The organism is Streptomyces sp. NPDC107765, from assembly GCF_055657085.1.
Genome location: NZ_JBVKBL010000002.1, coordinates 83,233 through 97,030, shown reverse-complemented (window position 1 = coordinate 97,030; position 13,798 = coordinate 83,233). Strand labels below are relative to the sequence as shown.

12 protein-coding genes are annotated in these 13,798 nt (G+C 71.2%); 4 read left to right on the top strand and 8 right to left on the bottom strand.

The window, feature by feature from the left end; all coding sequences use genetic code 11:
• Nucleotides 1–89: 89 nt before the first annotated feature.
• Together ACZ7MX_RS04900 and ACZ7MX_RS04895 are read left to right on the top strand one after the other, a co-directional pair.
• Nucleotides 90–1,199 (top strand): ferritin-like domain-containing protein, encoded by a 1,110-nt coding sequence (locus tag ACZ7MX_RS04900; RefSeq protein ID WP_472129430.1) that lies wholly within the window; start codon nucleotides 90–92, stop codon nucleotides 1,197–1,199.
• Nucleotides 1,200–1,245: 46 nt separating this feature from the next.
• The gene (locus tag ACZ7MX_RS04895; RefSeq protein ID WP_472129428.1) at nucleotides 1,246–2,172 is read left to right on the top strand and encodes an ADP-ribosylglycohydrolase family protein; all 927 of its coding nucleotides are present in this window, start codon (nucleotides 1,246–1,248) and stop codon (nucleotides 2,170–2,172) included.
• On the opposite strand, the gene ACZ7MX_RS04890 is transcribed toward ACZ7MX_RS04895, so the two are convergent.
• Nucleotides 2,084–3,004 carry an alpha/beta fold hydrolase gene (locus tag ACZ7MX_RS04890; protein ID WP_472129427.1) on the bottom strand — a complete coding sequence of 307 codons (921 nt, stop codon included), beginning with the start codon at nucleotides 3,002–3,004 and terminating at the stop codon, nucleotides 2,084–2,086. The genes ACZ7MX_RS04895 and ACZ7MX_RS04890 overlap by 89 nt on opposite strands.
• Before the next feature lie 97 nt (nucleotides 3,005–3,101).
• On the opposite strand from ACZ7MX_RS04890, the gene ACZ7MX_RS04885 reads away from it, so the two are divergent.
• Nucleotides 3,102–3,554 carry a MarR family winged helix-turn-helix transcriptional regulator gene (locus ACZ7MX_RS04885; protein WP_472129425.1) on the top strand — a complete coding sequence of 151 codons (453 nt, stop codon included), beginning with the start codon at nucleotides 3,102–3,104 and terminating at the stop codon, nucleotides 3,552–3,554.
• An 11-nt stretch (nucleotides 3,555–3,565) separates the two neighbouring features.
• Here the strand turns inward: ACZ7MX_RS04885 and ACZ7MX_RS04880 are convergent, their stop codons facing one another.
• The 5 genes from ACZ7MX_RS04880 to ACZ7MX_RS04860 form a co-directional block, all read right to left on the bottom strand.
• On the bottom strand, nucleotides 3,566–4,396 hold the full coding sequence (locus ACZ7MX_RS04880) for an ABC transporter ATP-binding protein (RefSeq protein WP_472129423.1): 831 nt from the start codon (nucleotides 4,394–4,396) through the stop codon (nucleotides 3,566–3,568).
• Nucleotides 4,397–4,489: 93 nt separating this feature from the next.
• Entirely contained in the window at nucleotides 4,490–4,978 is a 489-nt protein-coding gene (locus tag ACZ7MX_RS04875) for an HD domain-containing protein (protein ID WP_472129421.1), read from the bottom strand.
• Between the two features lie 62 nt (nucleotides 4,979–5,040).
• Entirely contained in the window at nucleotides 5,041–6,492 is a 1,452-nt protein-coding gene (locus tag ACZ7MX_RS04870; protein WP_472129419.1) for a penicillin-binding transpeptidase domain-containing protein, read from the bottom strand.
• The gene (locus tag ACZ7MX_RS04865) at nucleotides 6,489–7,952 is read right to left on the bottom strand and encodes an FtsW/RodA/SpoVE family cell cycle protein (RefSeq protein WP_472129417.1); all 1,464 of its coding nucleotides are present in this window, start codon (nucleotides 7,950–7,952) and stop codon (nucleotides 6,489–6,491) included. Before ACZ7MX_RS04865 ends, ACZ7MX_RS04870 begins: the two co-directional genes overlap by 4 nt.
• 171 nt (nucleotides 7,953–8,123) lie before the next feature.
• Entirely contained in the window at nucleotides 8,124–8,468 is a 345-nt protein-coding gene (locus ACZ7MX_RS04860) for a hypothetical protein (RefSeq protein WP_472129415.1), read from the bottom strand.
• Nucleotides 8,469–9,448: 980 nt separating this feature from the next.
• Here ACZ7MX_RS04860 and ACZ7MX_RS04855 point away from each other — a divergent pair.
• Nucleotides 9,449–10,735, top strand: coding sequence for a cytochrome P450 (locus ACZ7MX_RS04855; RefSeq protein ID WP_472129413.1), 1,287 nt, complete (start codon nucleotides 9,449–9,451; stop codon nucleotides 10,733–10,735).
• 293 nt (nucleotides 10,736–11,028) lie between these two features.
• Here ACZ7MX_RS04855 and ACZ7MX_RS04850 read toward each other — a convergent pair whose 3' ends face one another.
• Nucleotides 11,029–13,122, bottom strand: coding sequence for an Hsp70 family protein (locus ACZ7MX_RS04850; protein ID WP_472129411.1), 2,094 nt, complete (start codon nucleotides 13,120–13,122; stop codon nucleotides 11,029–11,031).
• Nucleotides 13,119–13,775, bottom strand: coding sequence for a hypothetical protein (locus ACZ7MX_RS04845; protein WP_472129409.1), 657 nt, complete (start codon nucleotides 13,773–13,775; stop codon nucleotides 13,119–13,121). Before ACZ7MX_RS04845 ends, ACZ7MX_RS04850 begins: the two co-directional genes overlap by 4 nt.
• Nucleotides 13,776–13,798 lie beyond the last annotated feature (23 nt).

Here is a 13,798-nt window from a genome sequence, read left to right as displayed (position 1 = left end):
CGCACGAGTTATTGACCCGCCGGTAAGAAACGTGTGAGCCTGCCAACCACCGCCCATGACACGGCGGTTGGCGAGCGGAGGAGGCGTCCGTGTCCACCCGAGACCTGTACGTGCGCAACCCGGGCGACGACCTGTGGGCGGTGCCGGCCACCGGCGCGGCCCGGTTCAACTGGGAGTACGACGACGGGCGCGACCGGCTGCTCGCGCTCTACCAGAAGGGCAAGGACAAGCAGTGGGACGCCACCCTCCGGATCGACTGGGACCTGGAGGTCGACCCCAAGGACCCGCTCGGCACCCCTGACGAGTCGATGTCCCTGTACGGCACGAAGTACTGGGACAAGATGACCGAGAAGGACCGCGGTGATCTGCGCCAGCACTACACCGCCTGGCAGTTCAGCCAGTTCCTGCACGGCGAACAGGGCGCCATGGTCTGCGCGGCCCGGATCGTGGAATCCGTTCCGGACCTCGACGCGAAGTTCTATTCGGCGACCCAGACCATGGACGAGGCCCGGCACGCCGAGATATACAGCCGGTTCCTCCAGGAGAAGATCGGGATGCTCTACCCGATCAACGACAATCTCCAGGCGCTGCTCGCCGACACCCTGAGGGATTCCCGCTGGGACATGCCCTACCTCGGCATGCAGGTGCTGATCGAGGGCCTGGCGCTGGCCGCCTTCGGCATGATCCGGGACACCACCGACAAGCCGCTGCCCAAGCAGATCCTGGCCTACGTCATGCAGGACGAGGCCCGGCACGTGGCCTTCGGCCGGATGGCGCTGCGCGACTACTACCAGCAGCTCACCGACGCCGAACTGCGCGAACGCGAGGATTTCGTCATCGAGGGCTGCTATTTGATGCGCGACCGGCTGCGCGGCCTCGAAGTCCTGGAGAACTTCGGCATTCCGCCCAAGGAGGCCGCCGAATTCACCGAACGCTCCGAATTCCTGCACCTCTTCCGGAAACTGCTGTTCAGCCGGATCGTCCCGTGCGTCAAGGACATCGGCCTGTGGGGCGAGCGGCTCCAGCGCGCCTACGTGGACCTGGGCGTCTTCGAGCTGGGTGACGCCAACCTCGATCTGCTGATGGCCCAGGACGAGGAACTCGCCGAGAAACTGGACGCCGAGCGGTTCGCCGCCGAGGAGGCGGCCCGTACGGCCGAGGTCGCGGCGGCCATCGCACAGGGCGAGGCGGCCGGCTGACCGGGGCGCCGCCCACGGCGCGGGGACCGGGTGGCAGGATCCCGGCATGGACACGGACGACCGCCGGCGGGCCGCCCGCACCGCCCTCGAAGGGCTGGCGTACGGCGACGCCTTCGGGGAGCGCTTCTTCGGCCTCTTCCGCCCGCCGGAAGTGGCCCGGCAGCTGATCGCCACCCGCACCCCGCCCCCGGACCCGCGCTGGCACTGGACCGACGACACCGCCATGGCGCTCGACCTGCTCGCCGTCCTGGAGGAGCACGGCGAGGTCGTGGAGCGGCCGCTGGCCGAGCGGTTCGCCGCCACCTACCGGGCCGACCCCGGGCGGGGCTACGGCTCCGGCATGCACGCGCTGCTGCCCCGCGTCGCCGCCACCCCCGAGCAGTGGGAGGAACTCGCGGGCCTCCTCTTCGGCGGCGAGGGCAGTCTCGGCAACGGCGCGGCGATGCGCGTGGCCCCGCTCGGTGCCTGGTTCCACGACGACCTCGACCGCGCCGCCGACCAGGCCGCGCGCTCCGCCCGGGTCACCCACGCCCATCCGGAGGGCATCGCGGGCGCGGTCGCGGTGGCCGTCGCGGCCGCGCTCTCCGCCCGCGGCGAGGTGCCGTCCCTCGCCGCCGTCGCGGCCCGCACCCCCGACGGCCCGGTCCGCCGGGGCCTGCTCCGCGCCGCCGCCCTGCCGCCCGGGACGACCCCCGAAGAAGCCGCCGCCGCACTCGGCAGCGGCCGGCGCATCCGCGCCGACGACACCGTCCCGTTCGCCCTGTGGTGTGCGGCCGTCCCCCACGCTCCCGAAGGGCAGGGCGGGGCCCCCGCCTGCGACGACCTGGAATCCGCCCTCTGGGCCACCGCCGCCGGCTTCGGTGACGTGGACACCACCTGCGCCATCACGGGCGGTGTGGTGGCGGCCCGTACGGGTGTGGCGGCGCTGCCTGCGGAGTGGCGGGCGCGCCGGGAACCGCTGCCAGGAAACTGAGCACCCGCCGGGCGACTTCACCGTCCCCGTTCTCCGGCAGGGAGTGGTGGGCGGCGCCGGCCACGGTCTCGATCCGCGCGCCCGGCAGCGCCCGTGCGGCCCCGGCCGCCACCCGCCGGAGGTCGTGCGCCCGGCTGCGCCCCGCCAGCAGCACCAGCGCCGGCAGTCCGGCCGCCGCCGGCCCGGACAGGTCGGGCCGCGGACCCGTCACCACCTTCGCGCCCCGGAAGGCGACCGCGCCCACACCCTTCAGCCGCACCAACTCCGGCGCCGGCGGCGCGCCACCGGTCTCCCACTCCAGGAACCTGCGGGTGCTCCGCTCCCCGGGCCGTACGAACAGCGGGACCGCCCGCGCCAGATAGGACGGCCGGTAGGGGGCGAAACATCCGGTCGGATCGAGCAGCACCAGCCGGTCCACCCGCCGCGGCGCCCGGGCCGCGTAAGCCGCCGCGACCCAGCCGCCGTACGAGTGCCCGAGCAGCGTGGCCGAGGTCAGCCCGAGGTCGCCCCGCACCCCGTCGAGCCAGGCCATCAGGTCCGCCGGCCGCCGCACCGGGCGGCCGCCGGGCACGCTCAGTCCCGGGGTGCCCATCTGGTCCACCGCGTAGACCCGGTGCGTGTCGGCGAGCGCCGGGGCGAGCGCGTACCAGACGGCCGAGGTGTCCCCGCCGCCGTGCAGCAGCACCACCGGCGGGCCGTCGGCGGGCCCGCAGGCGTGGACGCGGGTGGTGCCGAACTCCGAGGGCAGGTCGAGTGGTTCCACGGCGATCGGCCAGCGCGCCATGGCCTGCGCGTAGGCGGCGGGAAAGGTGCTGGGGTCGGTGGTTGCCAATGCGGCCGTCCTCTCGGTCACCAAGTGCCTCGCTGGGCAAGTATCTCGCTCAGCGAGATATTAGAATACGGTGCGGGAACGGAAAGGCGGTTCGGACATGGTGCAGCGGCAGGAACCGGCGGAGATGGAGCTGATCCATCTGTTGCGCGAGGTGACCCTCCAACTCGACCTCGCGGGCGCCCGGTTCGCCGGCCGCAACGGTCTGCACCCCACCGACCTGCGGGCCCTGATCGGCCTGCTGGACGCGGCCCGGGCCGGCGTCCCCTCGACCCCCGGCCGGCTCGGCGCGCACCTCGGTCTGAACTCCGCCGGCACCACCGCGCTCGTCGACCGCCTGGAGCGGCTCGGCCTGATCCGCCGGGTCCGGGACACCGAGGACCGGCGCCGGGTCCTGCTGGAGGTGGACGAGCGGGCGGTCGCCCTGGGCCAGTCGTTCTTCGGCCCGCTGATCGACCGCACGCTCACCCTGCTCGCCACCTTCGACCCCGGCGAACGGGCCGCGATCCGGCGGTTCCTCGACGGCGTCCGCGAGGCGGCGGAGAACCCGTAGCGGAGCCTTGGTCAGCGGCGGCCCGAGCGGGCCAGCCAGCGGCCCTCGTGGCGGGACACCTCGATCGGGCGCCCGAAGCAGGCCGTCATCCGCTCCCCGGTCAGCACCTCGTCCACCGGCCCGCGCGCCTGCACCCGGCCGTCCCGCAGCAGCACCGCATGCCCGACGGCCGGGGACAGCTCCTCCAGATGATGGGTGACCGTCACCGTCGCCAACTCCGGCCGCCCGGTGGCGAGTCGGTGCAGGGCGTCGATCAGGTCCTCGCGGGACGGCAGGTCCAGCGCGTTGAACGGCTCGTCGAGCAGCAGCAGCGAAGGCTCGGCCATCAGGGCCCGGGCGATCAGCAGCCGGGCCCGCTGCCCGCCCGAACACACGCCGTACGGCCGGTCCGCCAGCTCCTTGCAGTCCAGCTCGGCGAGCAGGGCGTGGGCGCGCTCGCGGGTGGCCTCGTCGTACTTGCGCCACAGCGGCTGCACGGTCCCGGTCGCGCCGGTCAGCACGACGGTGTGCCCGGTGGCATCCTGCGGGACCTTCTGGGCGCCGGAGACCAGCCCGATCACCGCCCGCAGTTCCCGGACGTCCACCGAGCCGAGCCGGTGCCCGAGCACCTCGACGCTGCCGACCGTCGGGAACATCAGCGCACCGATGAGACGCAGCACGGTGGTCTTGCCGGCGCCGTTCGCGCCGAGCAGCGCCCAGTGCTCACCGGACCGCACGGTCCAGTCGATGCCGTCGAGGATGACCTGTCCGGTGGTGCAGCGGCGGACGCCGACGCCCTCCAGGGCGGCGATCACGCGCGCCGCCCGCGGGGCCGTGGGGTCCGAAGGCTGGGTGGGAGTCATCGCCGCAGACTAGCTGTGCATACCACCTTTCCGTGCGGGCGTCCGGGGTGTGGACCGGGGGAGCGGGACCCGGCCGAGGCCGGGGCCCCGCGCTCACGCCAGGCCCAACAGCCCCCGCACCCGCGCGTACTTCGCGGTCAGCCGCTCCCGGGTGGCCGCGTCCAGCACGGCCAGCCGGGCCGGATCGGCGTTGTGCGCCAGGTCCGCCTCCTTGACCAGCAGCGCACCCGGTGTGGCCAGGATGCGCGCGGTGTACTCCTCGACCGGCTCACCCGGCCGCTTGGTGACCGCCCGCACCATCGCCTTGGTCGCCCCGGTCAGTGCCGCCCCGGCCAGCCACTCCTCGCTCAGCGCCGCGTCCTCGACCGCGTCGTGCAGCCAGGCCGCCGCGATCTGCTCGTCGCTGCCGCCCCGTGCGCGGACGCCCGCGGCCACCGCGGCCAGGTGCTCGGCATACGGGCGGCCCGCCTTGTCGGTCTGCCCCTCGTGCGCGCGCCGGGCCAGCGCCTCCACTTCGGCGAGCGACAGGGGCGGACGGGACGGGGGACGGGACGAGGAAGGGGACGCGGTCGGATCAGCCATGCGGCCATTGTGGCCCGGGCCCGGCCGCGGTGGCGGGGGAGCGGTTCACCGCGCGACCGCCCTCACCGCGCGACCGCCATCACCGCCCGGGCGATCGGTGCGGCATGCCCCCCGCCGCTGATGTCCGCGCGCTCGGCCGCCGCGTCCTCGACGACCACGGCCACCGCCACCGTCGGTTCGTAGGTCTCCTTCGTCCGCGCCCAGGAGATGAACCAGGCGTACGGCGTGCCCTCGTTGTGCACCCCGTGCTGCGCGGTGCCCGTCTTGCCGCCGACGGTGAGGCCCTTGACGGCGGCGCGCCGGCCGCCGCCGTGCTCGACCACGTCGATCATCATCTCCTGGAGCTGCTCGGCGGTGCCCGGGTCGAGCACCTGGCGGGTGGCCGGATGCGGACCGGCCGAGACCATCACCCCGTCCGCGTCGGTCACCTCGTCGACGAGGTACGGCGGCGTCAGCTGCCCCCCGTTGGCGACCGCCGCCGAGACCATCGCCATCTGGAGCGGGGTCGCCGCGGTGTCGTACTGCCCGATGGCCGACAGCGCGACCTGCGCCGGATCCATGCGGGTGTCGAAACGGCTGGGAGCGACCGGCGACGGAATGCGCAGCCCGCGGTCGTTGAAGCCGAACCGCCGCGCCATCGCGGCCATCCCGTGCAGCCCGACGTCGACGCCCAGCCGCGCGAACACGGTGTTGCAGGAGGCCCGGAACGCCTCCCTCAGCGAGGCGTCCGCACAGTCCTTCGCCGCATTGCCGAGCCGGGTGGCGGTCCCCGGCAGGACGTACGGATCCGGAGAGTCCGTCGGCGCGTCGATGTCGGTGACCCGGCCGCTCTCCAGCGCGGCGGCCGCGGTGACGACCTTGAAGGTCGAACCGGGCGGATAGGTCTCCGCCAGCGCCCGGTTGAGCATCGGCCGGTCCGCGGCGGCGTTCAGGCGGCGCCAGGCATCGTCGACCGCGGGCCCGTTGCCGGACAGCACCCCCGGTTCGTACGACGGGGAGCTGACCAGCGCCAGGATCCGCCCGGTGCGCGGCTCGATCGCGGCCACCGCGCCCTTCCGGCCGCCCAGCCCGGCGAACGCGGCGCGCTGCATCCGCGGATCGATGGTGGTGTGGACCTGGCCGCCCGGTTGGTGCGACCGGGTCAGCCGGTCCCACCAGGGGAAGGTGGCGAGCCGCGGGTCCGTGCCGGCGAGCACGGCGTCCTCGGCGCGTTCCAGCAGCGACGTCCCGTAGGTCTGCGAGGAGTAGCCGGTGACCGGTGCGTACAGCGGCCCGTCGGCATACGCGCGCTCGTAGCGCAGCCGCCCACCGCTGTCCCGCGAGCCGGTCACCGGCCGGCCCGCGACGAGTACGGCGCCCCGCGGCTGCGCGTACCGGGCGATCGCCGCGCGCCGGTTGGCCGGGCTCGCGTCGTACCTCCCGGCCTCGTACACCTGCACCCGGGCGGCGTTGACCAGCAGCGCGACGAGGAGCAGGAAGGAGAACGCGGCGGTGTGCCGGATACCGCGGATCAACGCCCGGCCTCCGGGGCGGGCGCGCCACCGGCCGCGTCCCGGGCCCGCACCGGCGTCATGAACCCCACCACCCAGCTCCCGCCCCCGGCCGGCAGCCGCCCCGCCGGCCGCGGCGCCCGCGCCCGGTCGCTGACCTTCAGCAGCAGCGCGACGATGATCCAGTTCGTCACCACCGACGACCCTCCCTGGGCGAGGAACGGCATCGCCATCCCGGTCAGCGGGATCAGCCCCATCACCCCGCCCGCGATGACGAACACCTGGATCGCCGGCAGCGCCGCCAGCCCCACGGCCAGCAGACTGCCGAACGGATCGGGCTGCCCCAGCGCGGCCCGGTAACCGCGGCCCACCAGCAGCGCGTACAGCACGAACAGCGCCGACAGCCCGGCCAGCCCCAGCTCCTCACCGCACGTCGCCAGGATGAAGTCGGACTTCATGGCGAACCCGATCAGATACGAGTGGCCCTGCCCGAGACCGGTGCCGAACATCCCGCCCGCGGCGAACGCGAACAGCGACTGGGCGAGCTGCCCGGCCCCCTTCCCGGCCGCGATCCCGGCGAACGGATGCTGCCAGTCCTCGACCCGGCTGTGCACATGCGGCTCCAACGTCCCCACCGCGGCCGCCCCGACGGCCGCGAGCAGCAGCCCGACCGCGATCCAGCCGGTCCGCCCGGTCGCCACGTACAGCAGCACCACGAAGATCCCGAAGAACAGCAGCGAGGTGCCCAGATCGCGTTCGAGGACCAGCACGGCCACGCTGACCAGCCAGACCGCCACCACCGGCCCCAGCACCCGCCCGGCCGGCAGCCGCAGCCGCCCCACCGTGCGGCCGGTGTGCGCCAGCGCGCCGCCGTTGGCGGCCAGGTACGCCGCGAAGAACACCGTGATCAGCACCTTGGCGAACTCACCGGGCTGAAGGGAAAAACCGGCCAGCCGGATCCAGATCTTCGCGCCGTTCACGGCGGGGAACAGGATCGGCGCGACCATCAGCAGCAGCGCGAGCGCCGCACACACATACGCGTACCGCTGCAGCACGCGGTGGTCGCGCAGCAGCAGCACCACCGCGATGCACAGCGCCACCCCGACCGTCGACCACATCAGCTGGGCGGGCGCGGCCCGGTCCCCGGGCGTCTCCAGATCGAGCCGGAAGATCAGCACCAGCCCGAGCCCGTTGAGCAGCACGGCCGTGGGCAGCAGCAGGGGATCGGCGTACGGCGCGCGGAAGCGCACCACGAGATGCGCGAGCAGCGCCAGCCCGCCGAGCCCCGCGCCGTACCGGACCGCCCCGCCCGGCACCGCATGCCAACGCGCCAGACCGACGACGACGTACCCGCAGACGCTGATCAGCACGGCGCCTACGAGGAGGGCCAGTTCGACACCGCGCTGCTTGGCCCCCGGCGGCAGCACGGGCGAAGGGTCCGCCGGATACCGTCCGGCGGCGCCCGCCCTTGCCCTCGCCGTCATGCCTGGCAACGTAGCAAGCAGCGGCCGTTATTTCCGTTATGTCGGATGTGGCGGCCGGGAGGTCCGCACGTCCGGGGGCGGACGGGCGTGCTTGCGGGGGTGGGCGGCTGTGGGTGCGGGGTGCGAGTGCGGGGTGTGCGACGTCGGGTCGTCCGGGGGTGGTGCCGCCGATCAGCACCAGCGGGGGTTCATCCCCTCGCTCACGATCCCGCGCTCCGAAGACCAGGCGTACGAGGCGTCGCTGAGCCGGTACCAGACCGGGTTCCCCCTGACCCGCTGCCCGTTGACCCGGCAGGCGATCCCCACCACGGTCCCGTACCGCTTCGCCCCGACGGCCCGGTACCGGTCGCTCGGCCCCGTCCGCACCACCAGCCCCTCCTTGGCCACCACCCGCCCAGTCGGCCGGGCCGGGCTGCCCGGGTGGTCGCCCGCCGCAGCCACGGCCGGTTCCGCCAGGGATATCGGCCCCGCCACGACGGCCCCACCCACCGCACCGGAAACGACCCAGAGACCCACCCGGCCGGCCTTCCTCCGCCACGCACGCGAATCCCACGCACGCGAATGCCGAGCGGGCGAATGCCGTGCGAGCGAATGCCAGGAGCGCGAATGCCACGAGTGCGAACGCTGCGGAAACATGCGCTTCCTCCCACGGAGAAGAGATCCCGAGCAAGACCGCGAACAAGCCCCCCGAGCGAGACGCCGGGCAATATCCCGAATCCCGAGCAAGACCCCCGAGAACCTCTTCCTCACGCTAAGGAGACCCCGTAGCGTCCGCAACCGCTTACGCTACGTAGCGTAAATGCCTCCCCCTTACTCGCCGGCTCCCGCAAAACCTCCGGACGTCGACCGGCCGAACGTCGCCGCAGGCACGCGTTTTCACGGCATCGACGCCGTCCTCACCTACTGGAGGCGTCAGTTCGCCGTGGCCCACCCCCTCGTACGGATGGAGGGCATGGCCCGCGGAGCCCGACGGCCGGATCGCCGTCCGCGTACGCACCGGCCTGCGGGACGCCACCGGTGACCACTGGTCCGACACCACCCTCCACCACGTCCACGCCTTCGCCTGCCGCCCGACTCCCGAAGGCTGTCGCCGACCAAGGCCCCGAAGGGCGTACCCCGCACCCGGTGCGGGACGGTGCAGGGTGGCGCGGGGGCTCATCCCGCCCCACTCCGGCCTACCCCTAAGGGAAGAATCACCGAGACCTCAGGGTCATCCCAGGGGCTTCCCGGGTTGTTCCGCGAACGCACCCAATGACAGTTTGTAAACTCCTCTCGAACGAACAGACCGAAAAGCAGAAGGCCGAGCTCGTCACGCTGAAGCGGACGACCGAACACCGGTCGACGGCATGGACCCGCGCCATGACCACCGCGAGCGAGGGGCTATGGCGTACGTCACCTCCGAGCACGCCGAGTGGAGGGTCCGCGCTGCTCCGGCCGCCCTGTGCGGCCGGGCGCGCGGGTGACCGTCCCCCTCGACGAAAGGCAGTATTAGCGTCATGACGACTCTCCGTTCCCGGATCATCGCCTGGGCCGGCCGTATGTATCTGTCGAGAACGCGCAAGAAGGGATTCGATCTGTCTCGAATGTCTTTCTTGCCCGAGTCCGTCCTGATGCCGCTGCGGCGCGAAGGGCTCGACCCCGTAGGCGATTTGGCGGCTGTCCGTGAACGCGAGCCCATCAGCAAGCTCCCGGTGCCGATAGCCGCCAACGTATGGCTGGTGACGGGTTACGACGAGGCCAAGGCCGTGCTCGGAAAGGCCAACGCCTTCAGCTCGGACTTCACCAATCTCGTCGGCAAGGCGGGCGCCGGCGCCGAACAGAACCCGGGTGGCCTGGGATTCGCGGACCCGCCGGTCCACACCCGCCTCCGCCGCCTCCTCACGCCCGAATTCACCATGCGCCGCCTTGGCCGGCTCACCCCGCGCATCCACGAAATCGTCGAAGAACGCCTCGACGCGATGGAAGCCGCGGGCAAAAACGGCGACCCGGTCGACATCGTCCACGCCTTCGCCCTGCCCATTCCGTCGCTCGTCATTTGCGAACTCCTCGGCGTCCCTTACGAGGACCGCGAAGACTTCGAACGACTCAGCGCCGCCCGCTTCGACCTTTTCAGCGGAGCGAACGCGTCCTTCGGCGCCATATCCGAATCCCTTTCCTACTTCCGGGACATCGTCAAGAAGCAGCGGGAAAACCCGGGCGACGGTCTCCTCGGCATGATCGTCAAGGAACACGGCGACACGGTCAGCGACGAAGAACTGGCGGGCCTGGCCGACGGCGTCCTCACCGGCGGCTTCGAAACCACCGCCAGCATGCTGGCGCTCGGCGCCCTGGTCCTCCTCCAGGACCCGAAGCACTTCGCCGCCCTCAACGACGGCGACGACGCGGTCGACCGCTACGTCGAGGAACTCCTGCGTTATCTCACCGTCGTCCAGGTCGCCTTCCCGCGCTTCGCCCGCGAGGACCTGGAAATCGCCGGCGTCCAGATCAGTGCGGGTGACGTCGTCCTCTGCTCCCTCAGCGGCGCCGACCGCGACGGCAATCTGGGCCCGGACATGGAGGTCTTCGACCCCTCCCGCAACGTCCCCTCCCACCTGGCCTTCGGCTACGGAATCCACCGCTGCGTAGGCGCCGAACTCGCCCGCATGGAACTCCGCACCGCCTACCCGGCCCTGGCCCGCCGCTTCCCCCACATGCGCCTCGCCACCACCCCCGACACCCTCGACTTCCGCAAACTCTCCATCGTCTACGGCGTCGAGTCCTTGCCGGTGTACCTGAACGGCTGACGCCTACGTGAACCGCTGAGACCGAACGCCTCGCCCGCGCCACTGGGCACTTGACTTCTGCCAAGTGCCCAGGAGGGTTGCCCGCCGCCTGGCGCGACCGGCACTTCTCCGCCTCGACAAGGTTCTAACCTGCGCACAGGGCTTCGGTGGCCAGGCCGTTCCCAGAGGTTTCCGCAGGTCATACGCTTTGTCGGCCACTACGTCAGCATTTCCCCTGCCAGGCCGTTGCCCACCGCATTCAATGTCAAGGAGTGCACAGGTGGCCGTGGCGCAGCCACGGTGGAGGTATGTCCTTATCGCCGGCGGGCCATGGAAGGTGCCAGGTTCGGGGTCCTCGGGGTGAAGACCCAGATGCCCTGTGAGCGGGTGGCCCCGATCACACGGCCGGGACTCCGCAGCCACGGGTTGGCCTTTTGGAAAGGGGCGAAGTTGTCGTTCGAGACGATGATGCCGCCCAGTTCCTCAGCGAGGGTGATGACCAGAGTGTCGCCACGCCCCTCCGTACCGGCGGGAGGCTGGACCACGGTGTTCGATGCGATGGCGGCCTCCACGAGTGACCGCTCGGCGTCCGACACGTCATGGCGCAGTGTCGCATCGATGACCACGTGGATGTCCCGGTCGCGGTGTTTGAACCTCAACGACTTGATGGCGGCCTCAAGGGCAGCGAAGCTCGGCTTTCCGCCTGCCGTGCGTGGTGGGCATCCGTTCCAGGCCAGGTTCGAACCGTCGACGACCAGCGGCGCCGCTGGTGCCCGTACCCCAGCCTGCTTGGGCATATCTGAAGGCTTCGGCCCGGCTGCTCGGTTGGCCGTGTGGCCGCTTTCCGGACGCAAGGTCTTGTCAGCGCGCTGTAGCTGGGGATGCGTCGGCTTCGGCGGGTACTGCGTCGTAGTGCTCAGTGAGATCAGGCGCTCAAGTTCCCGGCGCAGTTCCGGTGGGGCCGTTCCATCGCCGAAGACCTTGACCTCACCGTCGAGTATCACCTGCCCGGTACTCTGCAGGGTGGCTCGGACGGCCAGCAGGCCCTCCTTGCTGTAGGAGTACTCCAGATCGAAAATCCCGTCCTTCACCGCACACCGCTCGGGGTACTTGAGGACCAGCTCAGTGAGCTTGACGTTGTCAGGATGGTCCACCGGGCGGTCCGGATCGCCTTCCCATACTTCGACGGTCAGCTGTGACACCCGGTCCTGGGTGGGCTGGTACGACTTCGTACGCTGCTGCGGCAGCCGCTGATTCCGGTCGATGAGCGAGCTGAACCGGCGATTCCCGTGCTGATCCTTGGTCACCGTACCGAGGGCGTGAGTGTTCACCACTCGGATGATGCTTTCCAGCTCGCCGTTCATCGCTGCGGCGCTGATCGCCGCGCCCTTGGCGACCGCGGTCAGCGGGTCGCACAGAGCGGTACCGACGAGTTCGCAGTCGAGCGCCTCGGCCACGGCTGCCCGGACGGCGGGGATCTGGCTGCATCCCCCGATCATCAGTACCGCAGTCAGATCCTCGGGGTCGATCCTGGCTTGATCGAGGCACTCCTCGACCGGATCGAGTGCCTGGTTGATCAGGTCCTGGATCTCCGCGGAGAACTCCCGCTGGCTGATCTCGACGAGGACGGAGTCCGGGGTGAGGATCTCCGCGGAGTCCTCCAGGGAGAGCCGGATCTTGTTGCGCTCGATCTCCAGACGGAACTGCCGCTCCTCGGACTCGCTCCACCTGCGGCGTGCCGGGGCCCGGTCCAGCACCATGCGACGCAGCCGGTCGTCGATCTCCAGGCCGCCCAATCGGCTGACTCCCCGGCTCGCCTTTTCGTCGAAGAAACCGTCCTCGTGCAACAGCAGGGTGGCGTCCATCGTGCCGCCGCCCCAGTCGAATACCAGGAACTCGCCGTCGATCTTCGTCGCGTGCGCATAGGCGATCGCCGCGGCGGTCGGTTCGTTGAGCAAGGTCTTCACCTTGATCCCGGCAGCGCGAGCGGCCTCACGAGTACGGAAGCGGGCCGCGCCGGTCGCGTTGGCCGGAACGGTGATGACCGCCTCGTTGATCTCCGTGGCCGCTTCCTCCTCGGCAGCGCCGGCCATGGCACGGAACACCCCGGCGGCGGCCGTGGTCGCAGCGAACCTCTCGCCGCCGATCTTGACCAGGGGCTGGTCGCGCAGCATCCGCTTGCACGCGTCCACGGCATGCTCGGAGCGCAGCTTGGCTTCCCATCCGAAGAGTGTTCCCGAACGCAGGGAGCTTGTGCCGACCACCGACGGGTAGAGGCACGTGAAGCCTGGCCGCAACCAGTCCGCTTCGAGCCCCTGGCCGCCGATCTCCAGCACTTCGACATAATCGCCGTTCCATTGGGCGGCTACGGAGTTCGTCGTACCGAAGTCAATGCCCGTCGCGGTCATGATCGACCCTCCTCCGTCGTGTGCCTGGGCCGATCCACGCGCCTGAGCTGTCCTGACAGGACGGTCTTCCCGGTCAGTTCGTCGATGTAGCCGGGGCGCAGCAGTTCGAACAGCTCACCCTCGCCCTCGGTCACCACGAATCGATCGTTCTCCTCGGGTTCCGTGAGCCTGAGCAACCGCAGTTCGCGCAGGTGCGTTTCCACGGCCGCGCTCACCACGTCACCTCGGTGCTCGGGCTGCGACCAGAGCAATGCATCGATCTCGGCCAGTCGGCCGACGAACTGAGCGCGAGTGCGGAACTCCTCCAGGACTGCCTTGCGTACCGCGGTGTTCAGGGCCGAGGTGGGCGGGGCATCGGTTCGGGAGGCGCTTTCCAGGCCCTCTTGTATCCGTTCGACGATCCCCTTGATGACCGTCACGGCGTCGAGGGGAGCGGGTGTCGCCTCGTCGGCCGCGGCCGACGAGGCTGTCGGCGTGTCGGGCTCCGGGCGCTTCGCTCTGCGGCGCTTCAATCCTCCCGGTCTGTGCGGGGGCTGGTCCGCGCCGTGCTTGACGTGACCACAGTGCGGGCAGGGCCGGTGCGCGCGGGAACCTTTCGGGATCTTGGCGGGCTTCTTGGCCCGGGAATGGGGCTTTGCCTTCTTCGGTGTCATGGGATCGCTCAGCCTCGTGCTGC

Excerpts from the sequence above, each read along its gene's own strand:
- ACZ7MX_RS04895 (WP_472129428.1), top strand. The coding sequence starts at position 1,246 with ATGGACACGGACGACCGCCGGCGGGCCGCCCGCACCGCCCTCGAAGGG.
- ACZ7MX_RS04885 (WP_472129425.1), top strand. The coding sequence starts at position 3,102 with ATGGTGCAGCGGCAGGAACCGGCGGAGATGGAGCTGATCCATCTGTTG.
- ACZ7MX_RS04880 (WP_472129423.1), bottom strand. The coding sequence starts at position 4,396 with ATGACTCCCACCCAGCCTTCGGACCCCACGGCCCCGCGGGCGGCGCGC.
- ACZ7MX_RS04875 (WP_472129421.1), bottom strand. The coding sequence starts at position 4,978 with ATGGCTGATCCGACCGCGTCCCCTTCCTCGTCCCGTCCCCCGTCCCGT.
- ACZ7MX_RS04865 (WP_472129417.1), bottom strand. The coding sequence starts at position 7,952 with ATGACGGCGAGGGCAAGGGCGGGCGCCGCCGGACGGTATCCGGCGGAC.
- ACZ7MX_RS04855 (WP_472129413.1), top strand. The coding sequence starts at position 9,449 with ATGACGACTCTCCGTTCCCGGATCATCGCCTGGGCCGGCCGTATGTAT.
- ACZ7MX_RS04850 (WP_472129411.1), bottom strand. The coding sequence starts at position 13,122 with ATGACCGCGACGGGCATTGACTTCGGTACGACGAACTCCGTAGCCGCC.
- ACZ7MX_RS04845 (WP_472129409.1), bottom strand. The coding sequence starts at position 13,775 with ATGACACCGAAGAAGGCAAAGCCCCATTCCCGGGCCAAGAAGCCCGCC.